The sequence below is a fragment of the Micromonospora sp. NPDC049089 genome (assembly GCF_040648775.1).
Taxonomy (GTDB): Bacteria; Actinomycetota; Actinomycetes; order Mycobacteriales; family Micromonosporaceae; genus Micromonospora.
Genome location: NZ_JBEZEH010000159.1, coordinates 1 through 17607, shown reverse-complemented (window position 1 = coordinate 17607; position 17607 = coordinate 1). Strand labels below are relative to the sequence as shown.

Here is a 17607-nt window from a genome sequence, read left to right as displayed (position 1 = left end):
TTCCCGGCGGGCGGGGGCTAAACGAGGGGGGGGGTCTGCGCCCCCCCCCCCTCGGCCCCGCCACCCGCCGCCGGAGGGAGGAAGCAGGTTCAGTAACTGGTCAGGACGTCTCGGCGAGCGTCACGGTCGCCGACTTCTCGACACCGTTGCGCTTGAACTGCACCTCGACCCGGTCGCCGACCTTGCCGGCCTGCACCGCGCCGACCAGGTCGTCCGAGTCGTTGACGGGCTTGTCGCCGAACCGGGTGACGACGTCGCCGCGCTGGAGGCCGGCCTTCTCCGCCGGGCTGCCCGGGGTGACCGACGCGACGAGGGCGCCGCCGCCCTCGGCCGGGTTGACGCCGACTCCGAGCGACGGGTGGCTGACCTTCTCGCCACGCTGGAGCTTGCCCGCGACGTCCTTGGCCTTGTTGCTGGGGATGGCGAACCCGACACCGATGTTGCCGGTGCTCTGCCCGGAGGTCGCGATGGCGGTGTTGACGCCGATCACCTCGCCCCGGGTGTTGACCAGCGCGCCGCCGGAGTTGCCGGGGTTGATCGGGGCGTCCGTCTGGAGCAGGCCGGAGATCGAGGAGACCGCCTGGCCCTGCTGCTGGGTCGGGTCCTGCGGCTGACCCTCACCGGCCCGGATGGTGCGGTCCCGGGCGCTGAGGATGCCGGAGGTCACCGAGCCCTGCAGACCGAGCGGGCTGCCCAGGGCGAGCACCTGGTCGCCGACCTGCATGGCGTCACTGTCGCCGAACTTGGCCGGCTTGAGGTCGCTCACCCCGTTGGCCTTCACCACGGCCAGGTCGGTCTTCGGGTCGGTGCCGATGATCTTCGCGTCGGCGGTCTTGCCGTCGGCGAAGACCACCCGCACTGCGTCGCCGGAGGCGGACGCGACCACGTGGTTGTTGGTCAGCACGTACCCGTCGACGCTGAGCACCACCCCGGAGCCCTCACCGCTGCCGGTGGTGATCGAGACGACGCTGTCCTGCACCGACGCGGCGATCTTCGGCAGGTCCGCGCCATTGATCACGGGAGCCGCGGAGTAGGTGCGGGTGATGCCGCCGCCGTCGCCGTCGAGGGCGAGCGCGAGCGCACCACCGGCGACACCGGAACCGAGCATCAGGGCGAACACCGCGACGCCGGCACCGGCGAACTTGGCGATTCGCCCCGGCCGGGGGCCGCTGCCGGGCGGCGCGACCTGCGGGCCCCACGGCGGGACCGGCTGGCCCGGGTGCTGCCCGGGGTGCTGGGCCTGCTGGCCGGGGTGCTGCGGGTGCTGCCCCGGGTGCTGCTGGTGCTGGGCGTACGGCATGCCCGGCTGGCCCCCGCCGGCCCAGCCGGACTGCTGGCCCTGGTACCAGGGGGCACCGGGGTAGTGGCCGGCCGGCTGCGGGTAGCCGGGCTGGCCGGGCGCCGGGTGACCGGAGACCGGGTACGGGGGTGCGGACGGCGTGGCGGCCGGGCGCTCGTAGCCGGTCGACGGCTCGTACCCGGTCGGCTGGCCGGCGGGCGCGGAGTAGGCGGCCTGGGTGGCGGCGGTGGTCTCCGCGTCACCGGTGGTGGAGGCGACCGTCGGGTCGCCGCCGGTCGAGACGACCGGTACGGGAGTGGTCGGGGAGTCGGACTGCACACGCTCGTCGCGCGGCAGCTCGGCGGTGGGGTGCGACGGCTCGGCGTCGGTGGGGGCCGGCCGGCGCTGCGGGTCGGACTCGAACTCGGTCATGGGACTACCTTCTCCCTCCGCACTGCAATCAACCTGGAACCGTCCTGGAAGTTCGCTGAAAGTCACTCCCCCGCGCTGTCGACCTGCGCCAGCAGCGGCAGCCGCACCCGGAAGGTGGCCCCGCCGCCAGGCGTCTCGGCCACCTCGACCAAGCCGTGGTGGGCGGCGACCAGCGCCGCCACGATGGCCAGGCCAAGGCCGGTCCCGGTGTTGCCGTCGGCTCGTCGGGTACGGGCCGCGTCGGCCCGGTAGAACCGTTCGAAGACGCGTTCCGCCTGCTCGGCCGAGAGACCGGGGCCGGTGTCGACCACCTCCACGACGGCGAAGCCCCCGGGTTCGGCGCGCAGCCGTACCCGGACCTCAGCCTCCGGTGGGGTGTGCGTGAGCGCGTTGGTGACCAGGTTGCCGATCACCTGCCGCAGCCGCGCGTCGTCGGCGGAGACGACGAGCGGGCCCGATTCGGGAGCGATCTCCAACTCGATCCGCCGTTCCGGTGCCATCGCCCGCGCGGCCTGCACCGCGTCGGAGGCGAGCACCGGCAACTCCACCGGGGTCAGCGAGAGCGGCCGTTCCATGTCCAACCGGGCGAGCAGCAGCAGGTCCTCCACCAGCAGACCCATCCGGGACGCCTCGTCCTCGATCCGGCGCAACAGGCCGGCGGTCTGTTCCGGCTCACGGGCCGCACCCTGCCGGTACAGCTCGGCGAAGCCGCGGATCGTGGTGAGCGGAGTCCGCAGCTCGTGCGAGGCGTCGGCGACGAACTGCCGCATCCGTTCCTCGGAGCGGATGGCCCGCGCCTCGGACGCCTGAGCTGCGGCGGCGGCATCCCGGGCGGCGCTCTCCGCCCATCGGGCCGAGGTCTCCGACGCGGCTCGGGCGGTGAACGCCGCCTCGATCTGGGTGAGCATCGCGTTCAGCGCCCGCGACAGCCGGCCCAGTTCCGAGGTTGGCTCGGCCTGACCCTCCTCCGGGTCGGGCACCCGGCGGGTCAGGTCACCGCCGGCGATCGCGGCGGCGGTCTGTTCGATCTCGACGAGGGGCTTGAGGCTGGTCCGGACGATCGCGGCGCCGACCGAGGCCAGCATGATCAGCACTGCGCCACCGACCAGGAGGTCTATCCAGACGAGCTGCTTCACCGCCCGGTCCACCTCGGTCAGCGGCTGACCCACGGCCAGCACCGAGCCGTCCGGTTGGGGGGCGTAGTACACCCGCCAGCGGGTGAGGCGATCGTGTGAGATGACGGTGCGCGGCTCGCCCTCCGCCGCCTCGAAGTCCTTGCGGGTGGCGGGAAACGTGGGCAGCTGTGCGGGGTAGAAGTTGCGCGTGTCGTACTGGGGGTCGTACACCTGCCGCTCGTCGGCCACGATCACGACGTAGTCGCTGGGCAGCATCGCGCCGACCTCACCGCTGCGCAGCTTCTGAAGAAACTGGCCGAGGCCCTGGGCGGTCGACCGGACCTGCCCGTCGACCTGGCCCTCCAGGTAGTTGCGGAGGAAGTACGCGGTCAACGAGCTGATCACCAGAAGCGCGACGGCGACCAGCGCGAGCACCGAGGCGACCAGCTTCACCCGCAGCGGAACGCTGCGCACCCGCCCTTTCGCCTGCTGGACTGCGTTCACGCCGCCGGCTTGCGCAGGACGTACCCGACCCCGCGAAGAGTGTGGATCAGCCGGGGTTGGGTGGTGTCGACCTTGCGCCGCAGGTACGAGATGTAGGACTCGACGATGTTGTCGTCGCCACGGAAGTCGTAGTTCCAGACGTGGTCGAGGATCTGCGCCTTGGACAGCACCCGGTTGGCGTTGAGCATCAGGTACCGCAGCAGCTTGAACTCGGTCGGCGAGAGCTGCACCCGCTGGCCGGCCCGGTGCACCTCGTGGGTCTCCTCGTCCAGCTCCAGGTCGGCGAAGGTGAGCCGGGACGGGGCCTGCTCGCCGGTGGTGGTGCGACGCAGCACGGCGCGGATCCGGGCGGTCAGCTCCTCCAGGCTGAACGGCTTCGTGACGTAGTCGTCGCCGCCCAGGGTCAGCCCACGGATCTTGTCGTCGGTGGCGTCCCGGGCGGTCAGGAACACCACGGGGGTACGCGTGCCGCCCTCGCGGAGCATCCGGATGACCTCGAAACCGTCGAGGTCGGGGAGCATCACGTCGAGTACCACCAGGTCGGGCCGGTGGTCCTTGGCGGCGTTGAGCGCCGCGCTTCCACTTGTCGCGGTGGCCACGTCGAAGCCCGCGAACCGCAGGCTCGCGGAGAGCAGTTCGAGGATGTTGGGGTCGTCCTCGACGACAAGCAGTCGCGCCTCGGTCTGGGTAGCGGGCATGCGCCCATCATCGGTGACGTCACTGCGCCACCGCTGGACGCTTCCTGCAAAAAGGCTGTGAGTCACCGACCGTCCGGCGGCGCCGGTCAGCGCAGCAGGCGACGCAACCCGTCCAGGGCGCCGTCGAGCAGCCGGATCGCGGTGCGCAGCTGGGTGTCGCTGAACTGTCGGGCGCGCATCAGCCGGCCCACCTCGGCGGTGAACGCGGCCAGCCGCTGATCGAGTTCGTCGAACAGCTCGGCCTGCGGCCCGGCGGTCGACGCCGGCCTGGGCGGCGGTGCGGGAGCCTCCCACCGGGCCCGCCGGGTCTGCCGGGTGGCCTCGCTCAACTCCCGCTTGAGGTCGCGGGCCGATCCGCGGACCTCGCTGCGGATCTCGCCGGCCAGACTGGAGAGGTCCGCCACGGAGGCCGCGATGTCCGTTTCCAGCGCTGTCAACTCACCGGCCCGCTGGCGCAGCTCCGCCCGGCCGGCGTCGGTGATGTCGTACGTCTTGCGGCCGCCGGCCGCCGTGTGGCTGACCAGACCCTCGACCTCCAGCCGTTGCAGGCGGGGGTAGATGGTGCCGGCGCTGGGCGCGTACAGACCGAGGAAGCGGTCCTCCAGCAGGCGGATCAGCTCGTAGCCGTGCTTCGGGCCGTCGTCGAGGAGCTTGAGCAGGTAGAGCCGGAGCCGCCCGTGGCTGAACACGGCGGTCACGGCAGCTCCTCTCCATCGTCGTCGACGGCTCGGGCGAGCAGGGCGATGCTCCCCGAGGTCGCGGAAGCCCAGAGCTTACCGTCGCCGGCGCCGAGCACCCCCTCGCTGCTGGGCAGCGGGAACGTCGAGCTGCGCAGCTGGGGAAAGCCGCTGGTGATCCGGCCGGAGGCGGTGTTCAACTGGACGGCGAGGTCGCTGTCCGCGCGGACCCGGACGGTGATGCTGCCCGAGATGGTGGTCAACCGGATCTCGCTGCCCCGGGGGTTGTCCAGATCGCAGGTGATGGCGCCGGAGACGGTCTGGGCCCGCACCCGGTCGGCGGCGCTGTCGGCGAGGATCACCTCCCCGGAGATCGTCTCCACTGTGAGGTCACCGCGGACGCCGAGCGCCTCCACCGGGCCCGAGGTGAGCTTCGCCGAGGTGCTGCCGCGCAACCCCATCAGGGTGATCTGGCCGGCGACGACGTGGGCGGTGGTCTCCCGACGCAGGCCGGAGGCGACCAGCGAGCCCGCGACCAGGCCCAGATCGGCGAGGACGTCGGCGGGCACGGCGATGGAGACGTCCACCCGGGGGTAGCGGTGGATCATCCGGAACCAGCGCAGGACGTCCGACCAGCCCCGATCACGCTCCTGGCGGATGCTGAGCCGACCGTCGGTGTGGTCGATCAGGACCGGCCGACGGCCGACCTGGGTCACGTCGATCCGGGTCGGCCCGTCGGTGGCGACCACGTTGAGCCGCCCACTGATCAGTCGAACGTCCAGCCGGACGACCGGAGCGTCCACTGTGAGCCGTTGCGGGCTCTGGACCGTCCAACCGGCCATGGCGTCCCCCTCTCGACGACGCGCGGAAGGCACGCCGAACAGAAGAAGACTGTAACGCGATACATCGCGACATCACAAGACTGTCGCGACTCTCGCGCCGCCGGGGCGGAGGCGGCGGGCGTGCCTCCCCCTAGGCGGCCAGGTCCAGGTCGCTGCCCGTGGCGGGCGGTGGCACGGAAACGGCCGGGGTCGCCGTCGGGACCGGCCGCAGCCGGGGCCGCGCCACGACACCCGCCGTGGGCACCAGGTGTACGGCCGACTCGGCGGCCCGGGCCAGCAACCGCCGGTCGGCGTCACGGGCCGGGTGCAACGCGGCGGCGATCGTCACCGAGACCACCAGCTCCCGCGCCGCCACCACCCGTGCCATCGAGCGCAGCAGGGTGTCCGCGCCAAGGAAGGCGGCTGCCGTGGTGGCCGCCCCGGTGGTCGCACAGCCGTAGGTGAGCCGCAGCGGGACGACCGGGCTGCCCGTGTCGATGGCCGCCTGGAACGTCGCGGGCCGGAAGCCACCGCCGGGGCGGCAGTCGGTGGCATCCTTCCCGGCACACCACGTCGTACCCTCCGGGAAGACCGCCACCGACCGCCCTGCGCGCAGCGCGTCGGCGACCCGGGCGACGGTCCTCGGCAGCGCCAACGGCCGGGCGCGGTCCACGAAGACCGTGCCCGCCGCCGCGGCCAGCAGACCAACCACCGGCCAGGAGCGGATCTCCCGTTTCGCCACCATCCGGGTGGGCGCGACCGCCAGCACTGCCAGGATGTCCAGCCAGGAGGCATGGTTCGCGACCAGCAGCGCGCGCCGCCGGGGCAACCGACCCCGAACCACGAGGCGGACGCCGAAGGCGCGCACAGTGGTCCGCGCCCAGCCACTGACCAGCGCCTGCCGTTCCGGAGTGGGAAGCACCGGCAGCAGCGCCACCACCGGAATCCCGGCCAGCAGCATGCCGAGCACGGCGACCAGCCGGAGCACCCGGCGGGCCAGCGGCACCGTGGGCACCTCGCCGGCCGCTGGCAGGCAGTCGTCGTCGCAGCCCGAGGAGGGCCGCCACAGGTCGAGCGGCACGGCGCTCACCGCTGCTCACCGCCCAGGAAGTGCCGCAGGTAGCGAGGGTTCATCCGGTCCAGGGAGAAGAGGACGTAGAAGTCCGCGCACCCGAAGTCGCTGTCGTAGGACGGCTCGCCGCAGATCCACGCGCCGAGCCGGAGGTAGCCACGCAGCAGCGGCGGAACCGCCACCCGCCCGGCCGGGGCACCGCCGACCGGGCCGGCGGCAGCCACCTCGGTAGACCAGGGCCGCAACGGGCGGACCCGCAGCGGCGGCGGCGACAGGTGCCGGGCCTGGGCCTGGGTCCACACCTCGGCCACCGTCCGCCCGCCGTCAGCCACCGGCACCGACGCACAGCCGCCGAGCCAGTGGGAGCCACGTAGGTGCAGGTACCGGATGATTCCGGCCCACATCAGGTTGATCACCGCGCCGGAGCGATGGTCCGGGTGCACGCAGGACCGGCCCGCCTCGACCAGGTCGTCGCGGAGCGGGTCGAGCGGCCTCAGGTCGAACTCGTCCTCGGCGTAGCGCCGGCTGGTGCGCCCCGGCGGTAGCAGCCGGTACGTGCCGACCACCTCGCCGGTGCTGTCCTCGCGGACGATCAGGTGGTCGCAGTACGCGTCGAAGGGGTCCACGTCCAACCCGGTCTCGCCGGGGAGGAGGGTGGCGCCGAGCTCGGTGGCGAACACCTCGTGGCGCAGGCGTTGCGCGGCCGCGACCTGGGTGGGGTCGTCGGCGATCAGCAGGGTGTATCCGCTGGTCTTCAGGGGTGCGCCAGCGGCATGCAGAACGGCCATGGGATCTGTGTAAGGGCCCGGGTTGCCATTCACGGGGACCACTGGTGTCGGCAGGATGAACGCCGGCCGGCAGATGGCTCTCACCGCGATCGTGCGAGGCTGCGGTACGGCCCGGCGACGACGCCGGCATGTTCCACCGGAGGCCGACAATGCGCATCGAAACCCGCTACAACGGGCCCGCCGGTTCCGGCAACGGCGGCTGGAGCGCGGGGATCTTCGCCGCCGAGGCGGGCGGCGACGGGCCGGTCGAGGTGACGCTGCGCCGGCCACCACCGTTGGAGACCGAGCTGACCCTTGTCGACGGCGAGGTCCGGGACCCGGCCGGCGAGTTGGTGGCCGAGGTACGCCCGGCCGGGGTGATCGACGCCGTCGTACCCCCTGTCGACCTGGAGACGGCGGTCGCCGCCGCGGCCCGATACCCCGGCCTGGTCGAGCATCCGTTCCCCACCTGTTACGTCTGCGGGCCGCAGCGGGCCGACGGGCTGCGGATCTTCCCCGGCCGACTGCCGGACGGGCGGACCGCCGCCCCGTTCCGCGCGCCCGCCCAGGTCGGCGCGGCAACGGTGTGGGCTGCGCTGGACTGTCCCGGTGGTTGGGCGGTGCTCGCGCCGGGCCGCCCGTACCTGCTGGGCCGGATCGCCGCCGTGGTCGCGGCGCTGCCCGAGCCGGGCGACGAGTGTGTGGTGACCGGGGCGTTGCTACGCGTCGATGGGCGCAAGGCGCTCGTGCACACCAGCCTGTACGGCCCGGACGGGTCGTTGCTCGGCGCGGCGCGGGCAACCTGGATCGCCCGCTGAACCCGGGCCGTAGTCCGCAGGGATGAGTCGCCTCCGCCCCGCGACGGAGGCAGACGTACCGACCGCGCCTGATTGACCTTGTTGCCACGGGCCGTCACGCTGTGCCACGGCGTACCTCTACGCCACACACGGGAGGAGAACGATGACTGACGGGCAGCGAAGCCCCACCAGCGACGGTCAGATCGTGGTGTCCGGTCTGACGAAGCAGTACAAGAACGTCCGGGCGGTGAACAACCTGTCCTTCACAGTGGCGCCGGGACGGGTGACCGGCTTCCTCGGCCCGAACGGCGCAGGCAAGACCACCACGCTGCGCATGCTGCTCAACCTGGTCACGCCGACCGCCGGCACGGCCACCATCAGCGGCCAGCGGTACACCGACCTCGCCACCCCGCTGCGGCAGGTCGGGGCGGTGCTGGAGGCTTCCAGCGCGCACAAGGGCCGCACCGGCATCAACCACCTGCGGGTCATCTGCGCCGCGGCCGGGCTGCCCAAGCAGCGGGCCGACGAGGCGTTGGCCCTGGTCGGGCTGACCCCGGCGGCGAAGCGCAAGTTCAAGGGTTACTCGCTGGGCATGAAGCAGCGGCTCGGCATCGCCGCCGCGATGCTCGGTGACCCCCGCGTGCTGATCCTCGACGAGCCGGCCAACGGGCTGGACCCGGAGGGCATCCGGTGGATGCGTGGGTTCCTCAAGAACCTCGCCCACGAGGGTCGTACGGTGCTGGTCTCCAGCCACCTGCTGTCGGAGATGCAGTTGCTCGCCGACGACGTGGTGATCATCGCGGCTGGGCAGTTGGTCCGGCAGGGTCCGGTCGACCAGGTGCTCGGGTCGATGGCCCAGGGCGCCCGGGTCCGGGTCCGCACCCCGCAGGCCGAGGTGTTGACCGCCGCCCTGAAGGCGCAGTCGGCGACCGTCGAGACCGACGAGCAGGGTGTGCTGCTGGTCGGCGGGGTGGACGCTCCGACGATCGGCCGATCCGCTCTCGCGGCCGGGGTCGAGCTGCACGAACTGACCACCGAACGGCCCGATCTGGAACGGGTCTTCCTGGAGCTGACGGCCGGAAAGGCGGGCATCCGATGAACCTGGTCCGATCCGAGCTACTCAAGATCCGTACCACCAGCACCTGGTGGTGGCTGGCTATCGGCGCGCTCCTCTCGATCGCCCTGGCGTTCGCGATCAACGCGTGGTTGGCCGTCACGGCGCTCGGCGGGGACGCCGAGAACATCGGTGTCAGCCCCGAGCAGGCGACCGCGCCGGCGCAGGCGGCGAACCTCTACACCTCGGGCCAGTACCTCGGGCTGATGTTCGTGATGCTCATCGGCATCCTGATGGTCACGAACGAGTTCTTCCACCAGACCGCGACCACGACGTTCCTGACGACCCCCCGGCGAACGTCGGTCATCGTCAGCAAGCTCGTCGCCGCCAGCCTGCTCGGCTTCATGTTCTGGCTGGCCACAACGCTGATCGACCTGGCCGCCGGCGCGATCTTCCTGTCCGCGAACGACTACGGCACTCAGCTCGGTGAGTGGCCGGTGCAGCGGGCGCTGCTGTTCAACCTGCTGGCCTACGCCATCTGGACGATCCTCGGGGTGGGCATCGGCACGCTGATCACCAACCAGCTCGGAGCGGTGATCACGGCGGCGGTGCTCTACCTGATCGGCACCCAGGTGGTGGGTCTGCTCTTCCTGCTCCTGTCGAACCTCCTCGACAGCGAGGCGGTGCTCAAGTGGCAGGTGGTCTGGCCCGCTGTGGCATCCCAGGTCATGATCACGGAGGGCACCTCGGAGTTCACCCCGTCCTGGTGGGTCGGGGCCCTGGTGCTGATCGGCTACGCGCTGGTCAGCGGAGTCGTCGGAATCCTGCTCACCCGACGGCGCGACATCGCCTGACGGCGTCTGCGACCCCGGGGCGGCAACGAGCTGGCCGTTCCGGGGTCGGGCGTCCGCTCGGCGTCCGACCCCTGGTGTTACCAGTTCGACACGGTGGGCGCAGGCGTTGCTGAACTTCTGGCATCTTCTGTGAAACCGGCCACGGGACCGAGGCGGAAATGCCTGCGGGATCGGTACGGCGTAGCCTGGGAGACGTCTAGTCCGTGCTCCTAATCGGGCGCGACGGACCCACCGCGTGCCACACAAACCCGCGTGAAAGAGGCGATTACCGGCCGTGTCGACCCAGCAGACTTCGCAGGAGAACCCACTGGCGGGTTTCGGCCCGAATGAGTGGATCGTCGAGGAGATGTACCAGCGTTACCTCGCCGACCCATCGAGCGTTGATTCGGCCTGGCACGACTTCTTCGCCGACTACCGACCGGCACCGGGAGCGGGCACCCCGCGCGGCGCCGAGTCGTCGGACAAGCCGGCCGCCGCCCCGGAGCCGGACGGTCAGCCGGAGGCAGCCGCCACCGTCACCCAGCCGAGCGCCCCGGCCAAGCCGGCGACCACGAGCAAGTCGGCCGCCGCCCAGCCGGCGCCGGCCAAGCCCGCCGCCCCGGCCACGCCGAAGGCCGCGCCGGACAAGACGCCGGAGAAGGCCGCTGCGGCCAAGCCGGCCGCCAAGGCCGCCGCGCCGACCGCCGACGGCCCGCAGACCACGCCGTTGCGGGGCGTCGCCGCGAAGATCGTCCAGAACATGGACGCCTCGCTGAGCGTGCCCACCGCGACCAGCGTTCGCGCGGTCCCGGCGAAGCTGCTGGTGGACAACCGCATCGTGATCAACAACCACCTCGCCCGTGGGCGGGGCGGCAAGGTCAGCTTCACCCACCTGGTCGGCTACGCGATGGTGCGCGCGCTGGTCCAGCACCCCGAGATGAACAACTCCTTCACCGAGGCCAACGGCAAGCCGGCGGTGCTCCGCCCGGCACACGTCAACCTCGGCATCGCGATCGACCTCGCCAAGCCGGACGGCAGCCGCAACCTGGTGGTCCCCTCCATCAAGGGCTGCGAGCAGATGGACTTCCGGCAGTTCTGGCAGGCGTACGAGGACGTGGTCCGGCGGGCGCGGCGCAACGAGCTGACCATGGAGGACTACTCCGGCACCACCATCTCGCTGACCAACCCGGGCGGCATCGGCACCGTGCACTCGATGCCGCGGCTCATGCAGGGGCAGAGCGCGATCATCGGCGTCGGCGCGATGGAGTACCCGGCCCCCTACCAGGGGATGTCCGAGGCCACCCTCGCCGAGCTGGCGGTCAGCAAGATCATCACGCTGACCAGCACGTACGACCACCGGATCATCCAGGGCGCGCAGTCCGGCGAGTTCCTCAAGGTGATGCACGAGCTGATCCTGGGCGAGCACGGCTTCTACGACCAGATCTTCACCGCGCTGCGCATCCCGTACGAGCCGGTGCGCTGGATGCGCGATGTCGCTGTCAACTCCGAGGGTCAGATCAACAAGACCGCCCGGGTGCACGAGCTGATCCACGCCTACCGGGTGCGCGGTCACCTGATGGCCGACACCGACCCGCTGGAATTCAAGATCCGCAAGCACCCCGACCTGGACGTCCTCCAGCACGGGCTCACCCTGTGGGACCTGGACCGCGAGTTCCCCGTCAACGGCTTCGCCGGCCGGCAGCGGATGAAGCTGCGCGAGATCCTCGGCGTGCTGCGCGACTCGTACTGCCGCCGCGTCGGCATCGAGTACATGCACATCCAGGACCCGGAGGAGCGTCGCTGGGTCCAGGAACGGATCGAGCGCAAGTACGAGAAGCCGTCCGCCGACGAGCAGAAGCACGTGCTCAACCGGCTCAACGCCGCCGAGGCGTTCGAGACCTTCCTGCAGACGAAGTACGTCGGCCAGAAGCGCTTCTCGCTGGAGGGCGGCGAGTCGCTGATCCCGCTGCTCGGCGAGGTGCTGGAATCCTCCGCCGAGAACGGGCTGGACGAGGTCGTCATCGGCATGGCCCACCGGGGTCGGCTCAACGTGCTGGCCAACATCGTCGGCAAGCCGTACGAGAAGATCTTCTCGGAGTTCGAGGGTCACCTGGACCCGCGCTCGACGCAGGGCTCCGGCGACGTGAAGTACCACCTGGGTCAGAACGGCAAGTTCACCACCCCGGACGGCGAGCACGCGGTCAAGGTGTCGGTGGTGGCCAACCCGTCGCACCTGGAGGCCGTCGACCCGGTGCTGGAGGGCATCGTCCGGGCCAAGCAGGACCGGATCGACCTCAAGCTGGAGGGCTACACCGTGCTGCCGCTGGCGGTGCACGGTGACGCCGCCTTCGCCGGGCAGGGCGTGGTCGCCGAGACGCTCAACCTGTCCCAGCTGCGCGGCTACCGCACCGGTGGCACCGTGCACGTCGTGGTGAACAACCAGGTCGGCTTCACCACCGCACCGGAGTACAGCCGGTCCAGCCTCTACAGCACCGACGTGGCCCGGATGATCCAGGCGCCGATCTTCCACGTCAACGGCGACGACCCGGAGGCAGTGGTCCGGGTGGCCCGCCTGGCATTCGAATACCGGCAGACGTTCAACAAGGACGTCGTGATCGACATGGTCTGCTACCGCCGGCGCGGGCACAACGAGGGCGACGACCCGTCGATGTCCAACCCACAGATGTACAAGATCATTGATTCGAAGCGCTCGGTCCGCAAGCTCTACACCGAGGAGCTCATCGGTCGCGGTGACATCACCGTGGAGGACGCGGAGGAGCTGCTGCGCGACTACCAGGCGCAGCTGGAGAAGGTCTTCAAGGCCACCCGGGACGCCGCCTCGGCACCGCGCCAGCTCAACCGGCCGCGCCGCGAGGAGGAGCCGGAGCCGCAGGTCGACACCGCCACCGACGCGTCAGTGGTCAAGGCCATCGGCGAGGCGCACATCAACCTGCCGGAGGGCTTCACCCCGCACAAGCGGATCCAGCAGCTGCTGGACCGGCGGGCCAAGATGTCCGTCGAGGGCAACATCGACTGGGGCTTCGGCGAGATCATCGCGCTCGGGGCGCTGCTGCACGACGGGGTCACCGTCCGGCTCGCCGGGCAGGACTCCCGCCGCGGCACGTTCGTCCAGCGGCACGCCTCGGTGGTCGACTCCCGCACCGGCGACGACTACCTGCCGCTGAAGTCGCTCACCGGCGATGGCGACCGCTCCCGGTTCTTCGTGCACGACTCGCTGCTCAGCGAGTACGCGGCGATGGGCTTCGAGTACGGCTACTCGGTGGAGAACATCAACGCCCTCGTCGCCTGGGAGGCCCAGTTCGGCGACTTCGTCAACGGCGCCCAGTCGGTGATCGACGAGTTCATCTCGTCCGGTGAGGTGAAGTGGGGCCAGCGCTCCGCCATCACCCTGCTGCTGCCGCACGGCCACGAGGGTCAGGGCCCGGACCACACCTCCGGCCGGCCCGAGCGGTTCCTGCAGATGTGCGCCGAGGACAACATGCGGGTGTCCATCCCGACGACCCCGGCGAACTACTTCCACCTGCTGCGCCGCCAGGCCCTGTCGCCCAAGCGCAAGCCGCTGGTGGTGTTCACGCCGAAGTCGCTGCTGCGGCACAAGCTCTGCGTCTCGTCGGTGGAGGACTTCACCACCGGCACCTTCCAGCCGGTGCTGCGCGACACGGCCGCCCCGGCACCGGAGGCGGTGAAGCGGGTGCTGCTCTGCTCCGGCAAGGTCTACTACGACCTGTTCCAGGCCCGGCAGGATCGCGGCGTCACCGACACCGCGATCCTCCGGCTGGAGCAGCTGTACCCGCTGCCGGTGGAGGAGATCCGGGCCGCCCTCGCGCAGTTCCCGAACGCCGAGGACTTCGCCTGGGTGCAGGAGGAGCCGGCCAACCAGGGTGGCTGGTCATTCGTCGCGCTCAACCTGCTGGAGCACCTCACGGACGTTCGGCTGCGGCGGATCTCCCGCCCGGCCGCCGCCGCTCCGGCGGTCGGCTCGGCCAAGACCCACGAGGTCGAGCAGAACGCGCTGATCGAGGCGGCTCTCCCCCGCCCGTGACCTGACCTGAGCACGGAAGCCGGGGTAGGGCCGTTTCACCACGGTCCTGCCCCGGCTCTCGTAGGTCCCGCCAGCCGGTTGACCATCCACCCACCACCCGCCCGGCCCGTGCCGGGCCGAGCACGAGGACGTACCCATGTACTTCACCGACCGTGGCATTGAGGAGCTGGTCGAGCGCCGGGGCGAGGAGCAGGTGACCCTGGAGTGGCTCGGCGAGCGGCTGCGCGACTTCGTCGACCTCAACCCCGACTTCGAAACTCCCATCGAACGCCTGGCCACCTACCTCGCCCGCCTGGAGGACCCCGACGACGAAGACGCCTGACCCCGTTCGGCACCCGGTGATCAAGAAACTTCGGTCACGATGGGGGCCGGGGCTGACGCAAACTTCTTGATCAACGGGCAGGGGGTGGGAACGTGGCTCGGAGTGTTTACCTGACCAGCGTGGGGTCCGGCGGGGGCAAGTCGACGATTGCCCTCGGGCTGGCGGAGTTGCTGTCCCGCCAGGTCGGGCGGATCGGCGTGTTCCGGCCGTTGGTGGCGGACACCGGCCAGGACCCGATCCTCGCCCTGCTGAGCGAGCGCTATCGCGTCGAGGTGCCGCTGTCCGAACTGGCCGGGGCGAGCTACGCCGAGGCTTCGGCACTGGTCGCCGACGGCCGACGGGAGCAGCTCATCTCCGCCATCGTCGAGCGCTACCGGGCGGTGGAGCGGCAGTGCCCGGCGGTGGTCGTGGTGGGCAGTGACTTCGACGAGCCGGGCGACCCGGCCCACCCCCGGGAGCTGGCGTTCAACGCCCGGCTGGCCACCGAGTTCGGCAGCGTGGTGGTGCCGGTCGTGGACGGCTTCGGGCAGGAGCCGGCGGCTGTCGCGTCGGCGATGCGGGGGGCGTACCACGATCTGGCCGACCTCGGCGCGACGGTGCTCGCGGTGATCGCCAACCGGGTCACCGAGCCGATGACGCTGCCCGAGCTGCCGGTCCCCGCGTACGCCATCCCCGAGGTGCCGAGCGTGTCCGCGCCGACGGTGGCCGAGGTGGCGACGGCCCTCGGCGCCACCCTGCTGGCCGGGGACGACGCCGCGCTCGGTCGCGACGTGCTGGACTTCGTGGTCGGCGCGGCACACGTGCCGACCCTGCTGGGCCACCTCACCGAGGGCGCCCTGGTGATCACCCCCGGGGACCGGGCCGACCTGCTCGTCGCCGCGAGCGCCGCGCACGTGGCCGGACAGGTGTCGGTGGCCGGACTGGTGCTCACCCTCGGCGAGCAGCCCGACCCCAGGGTCATGCGGCTGGTGGAGGGGCTCAACACCGGGTTGGCGGTGCTCTCCGTACGCAGCGACAGCTACGACACGGTGGCCGCGTCCAGTCGCATCGAGGGCCGGCCCAGCGCGACCAATCCCCGCAAGGTGGAGGCCGCGCTCGGCGCGTTCGAGCGCTGTGTGGACACCGACGACCTGGCCCGTCGGCTGCGGGTCAGCCGGTCGGCGCGGGTCACCCCACTGATGTTCGAGAACGAGCTGATCGACCGTGCCCGCTCGAAGCCCCGGCACCTGGTGCTGCCGGAGGGCACCGACGAGCGGGTCCTGCGCGCGGCGGAGATCCTGCTACGGCGTGGAGTGGCCGAGCTGACGGTGCTCGGCCGGCCGGACGACATCGCCCGACGCACCCGGGAGCTGGGCATCGACCTCGGCGACGTGCGGGTCGTCGACCCGGGGGCCAGCGAGTGGCGCGACGACTTCGCCGCCGAGTACGCCCGGCTGCGCGCCCACCGCGGCGTCACCGCCGAGTTGGCGCACGACATCGTCGCGCAGCCGAACTACTTCGGCACGCTCATGGTGGCCACGGGCCGAGCCGACGGCATGGTCTCCGGCGCCACCCACACCACCGCCGCGACCATCCGGCCAGCGTTCGAGATCATCCGTACGCTGCCGGACGTCTCGGTGGCCTCCAGCGTCTTCTTCATGCTGCTCGCCGACCGGGTGCTGGTCTACGGCGACTGCGCGGTCAACCGCGACCCGGACGCGGCCCAGCTCGCCGACATCGCGATCTCGTCGGCCGACACCGCCGCCCGGTTCGGCATCGAACCCCGGGTGGCCATGCTGTCGTACTCGACCGGCAGCTCCGGCGCGGGCGCCGACGTGGAGAAGGTCGCCGCGGCCACCGCGCTGGTCCGGCAGCGCCGGCCCGACCTGCTGGTCGAAGGGCCCATCCAGTACGACGCGGCGATCGACCCGGCGGTGGCGGCCACGAAGCTGCCCGACAGCCCCGTCGCCGGGCACGCCACGGTCTTCATCTTCCCGGACCTGAACACCGGCAACAACACGTACAAGGCGGTGCAACGCTCGGCCGGGGCGGTCGCCGTCGGCCCGGTCATGCAGGGCCTGCGGCGGCCGGTGAACGACCTGTCGCGGGGTGCCACAGTGCCGGACATCGTCAACACCGTGGCGATCACCGCCATCCAGGCGGCCACCGAGGAGGCGTCGTGAGTCGGGTGCTGGTGCTCAACTGCGGGTCGTCGTCGGTGAAGTGGCGCCGCTACGACGGGGACCAGGCACTCGACCACGGCACCGTCGAGCGGATCGGTGAGCCCGGTGGCGGCCCGGCGGACCACGCCGAGGCGGTACGGCAGATCCTGGACGGGCTGGACCTGACCGGGCTGACGGCGGTCGGACACCGGGTGGTGCACGGTGGCGGGACGTTCAGCGCGCCGGTGCTTGTCGACGACGCGGTGTTGGCCGCGATCAAGGATCTGGTGCCGCTCGCCCCGCTGCACAACCCGGCCAACCTGGCCGGCATCGAGGTGGCCCGCGCGGCACTGCCCGACGTGCCGCAGGTCGCCGTCTTCGACACCGCGTTCCACCACACCCTGCCGGAGGCCGCCGCGACGTACGCGATCGACCGGGACACCGCCGAGCGGTACGACATCCGCCGGTACGGCTTCCACGGCACCTCACACGCGTACGTGTCCCGGCGCACCGCCGAGCTGCTGGGCCGCCCGTACGAGCAGGTCAACACGATCACCCTGCACCTGGGCAACGGGGCCAGCGCCTGCGCGGTGGCGAACGGCCGCAGCGTCGCCACCTCGATGGGCATGTCCCCGTTGCAGGGGCTGGTGATGGGCACCCGCAGCGGCGACGTGGACCCGACCGTGATCTTCCATCTGCGCCGGGAGGGCGGGCTGTCGGTGGACGACATCGACGACCTGCTCAACCACCGCAGCGGCCTGCTCGGGCTGACCGGCGTCAACGACATGCGCGAGGTGCTCGAACGCCGGGCCGCCGGTGACCGGGCGGCGGCGCTGGCCTTCGACGTGTACTGCCGGCGCATCACCGAGTACGTCGGGGCGTACTACGCGCTGCTCGGCCGGGTCGACGCGATCACCTTCACCGCCGGGGTCGGCGAGCCCTGAAACCCATGGTCAGCGGCCTGCGCCGTCGGTCCGGTCCACCTCGAAGTGGTAGCACTTTCCACCGCCAGGCACGGTCGGAAACCGGCGA

Annotated in this window: 13 protein-coding genes and 1 pseudogene; 7 read left to right on the top strand and 7 right to left on the bottom strand. The window is 71.4% G+C overall.

What is annotated here, in order from left to right; all coding sequences use genetic code 11:
• Positions 1-100: 100 nt before the first annotated feature.
• The 7 genes from AB0B48_RS24080 to AB0B48_RS24050 form a co-directional block, all read right to left on the bottom strand.
• The gene (locus AB0B48_RS24080) at positions 101-1711 is read right to left on the bottom strand and encodes a trypsin-like peptidase domain-containing protein (protein ID WP_357205143.1); all 1611 of its coding nucleotides are present in this window, start codon (positions 1709-1711) and stop codon (positions 101-103) included.
• 62 nt (positions 1712-1773) lie between these two features.
• Positions 1774-3330: a HAMP domain-containing sensor histidine kinase gene (locus AB0B48_RS24075; protein WP_357205140.1), complete on the bottom strand. Its 1557-nt coding sequence runs from the start codon at positions 3328-3330 to the stop codon at positions 1774-1776.
• On the bottom strand, positions 3327-4028 hold the full coding sequence (locus AB0B48_RS24070; RefSeq protein ID WP_030336721.1) for a response regulator transcription factor: 702 nt from the start codon (positions 4026-4028) through the stop codon (positions 3327-3329). Before AB0B48_RS24070 ends, AB0B48_RS24075 begins: the two co-directional genes overlap by 4 nt.
• An 86-nt stretch (positions 4029-4114) precedes the next feature.
• Positions 4115-4726 (bottom strand): PadR family transcriptional regulator, encoded by a 612-nt coding sequence (locus AB0B48_RS24065; RefSeq protein WP_357205138.1) that lies wholly within the window; start codon positions 4724-4726, stop codon positions 4115-4117.
• Positions 4723-5547, bottom strand: coding sequence for a DUF4097 family beta strand repeat-containing protein (locus tag AB0B48_RS24060; protein WP_357205135.1), 825 nt, complete (start codon positions 5545-5547; stop codon positions 4723-4725). The genes AB0B48_RS24065 and AB0B48_RS24060 overlap by 4 nt, the downstream gene beginning before the upstream one ends.
• 130 nt (positions 5548-5677) lie before the next feature.
• Positions 5678-6616 carry a lysophospholipid acyltransferase family protein gene (locus AB0B48_RS24055; RefSeq protein ID WP_357205132.1) on the bottom strand — a complete coding sequence of 313 codons (939 nt, stop codon included), beginning with the start codon at positions 6614-6616 and terminating at the stop codon, positions 5678-5680.
• Complete coding sequence (locus AB0B48_RS24050; protein WP_357205129.1) at positions 6613-7386, bottom strand: GNAT family N-acyltransferase; 774 nt, start codon at positions 7384-7386, stop codon at positions 6613-6615. Before AB0B48_RS24050 ends, AB0B48_RS24055 begins: the two co-directional genes overlap by 4 nt.
• Before the next feature lie 149 nt (positions 7387-7535).
• Here AB0B48_RS24050 and AB0B48_RS24045 point away from each other — a divergent pair, with 149 nt between their 5' ends.
• The 7 genes and pseudogenes from AB0B48_RS24045 to AB0B48_RS24015 all read left to right on the top strand — a co-directional run.
• A complete protein-coding gene (locus tag AB0B48_RS24045) occupies positions 7536-8183 on the top strand; it encodes a hypothetical protein (RefSeq protein WP_357205126.1) in 648 nt (215 codons plus the stop codon).
• A 142-nt stretch (positions 8184-8325) separates the two neighbouring features.
• Positions 8326-9261 carry an ABC transporter ATP-binding protein gene (locus AB0B48_RS24040; RefSeq protein WP_355494508.1) on the top strand — a complete coding sequence of 312 codons (936 nt, stop codon included), beginning with the start codon at positions 8326-8328 and terminating at the stop codon, positions 9259-9261.
• Entirely contained in the window at positions 9258-10070 is an 813-nt protein-coding gene (locus tag AB0B48_RS24035; RefSeq protein ID WP_355008136.1) for an ABC transporter permease, read from the top strand. The genes AB0B48_RS24040 and AB0B48_RS24035 overlap by 4 nt, the downstream gene beginning before the upstream one ends.
• Before the next feature lie 274 nt (positions 10071-10344).
• Positions 10345-14112, top strand: a complete 3768-nt coding sequence (locus tag AB0B48_RS24030) for a multifunctional oxoglutarate decarboxylase/oxoglutarate dehydrogenase thiamine pyrophosphate-binding subunit/dihydrolipoyllysine-residue succinyltransferase subunit (protein WP_357205121.1) — start codon at positions 10345-10347, stop codon at positions 14110-14112.
• 136 nt (positions 14113-14248) lie between these two features.
• Entirely contained in the window at positions 14249-14434 is a 186-nt protein-coding gene (locus AB0B48_RS24025; protein WP_355008138.1) for a DUF6104 family protein, read from the top strand.
• 92 nt (positions 14435-14526) lie between these two features.
• Entirely contained in the window at positions 14527-16596 is a 2070-nt protein-coding gene (gene pta / locus AB0B48_RS24020) for a phosphate acetyltransferase (protein ID WP_357205118.1), read from the top strand.
• A pseudogene (locus tag AB0B48_RS24015) lies at positions 16593-17513 on the top strand (acetate/propionate family kinase); the annotation flags it as partial. The gene pta and the pseudogene AB0B48_RS24015, both read left to right, overlap by 4 nt.
• Positions 17514-17607: the final 94 nt, after the last annotated feature.

Coding starts and splice junctions, on each gene's coding strand:
- AB0B48_RS24025 (WP_355008138.1), top strand. CDS start 14,249: ATGTACTTCACCGACCGTGGCATTGAGGAGCTGGTCGAGCGCCGGGGC.
- AB0B48_RS24070 (WP_030336721.1), bottom strand. CDS start 4,028: ATGCCCGCTACCCAGACCGAGGCGCGACTGCTTGTCGTCGAGGACGAC.
- AB0B48_RS24060 (WP_357205135.1), bottom strand. CDS start 5,547: ATGGCCGGTTGGACGGTCCAGAGCCCGCAACGGCTCACAGTGGACGCT.
- AB0B48_RS24080 (WP_357205143.1), bottom strand. CDS start 1,711: ATGACCGAGTTCGAGTCCGACCCGCAGCGCCGGCCGGCCCCCACCGAC.
- AB0B48_RS24035 (WP_355008136.1), top strand. CDS start 9,258: ATGAACCTGGTCCGATCCGAGCTACTCAAGATCCGTACCACCAGCACC.
- AB0B48_RS24045 (WP_357205126.1), top strand. CDS start 7,536: ATGCGCATCGAAACCCGCTACAACGGGCCCGCCGGTTCCGGCAACGGC.
- AB0B48_RS24040 (WP_355494508.1), top strand. CDS start 8,326: ATGACTGACGGGCAGCGAAGCCCCACCAGCGACGGTCAGATCGTGGTG.
- AB0B48_RS24050 (WP_357205129.1), bottom strand. CDS start 7,386: ATGGCCGTTCTGCATGCCGCTGGCGCACCCCTGAAGACCAGCGGATAC.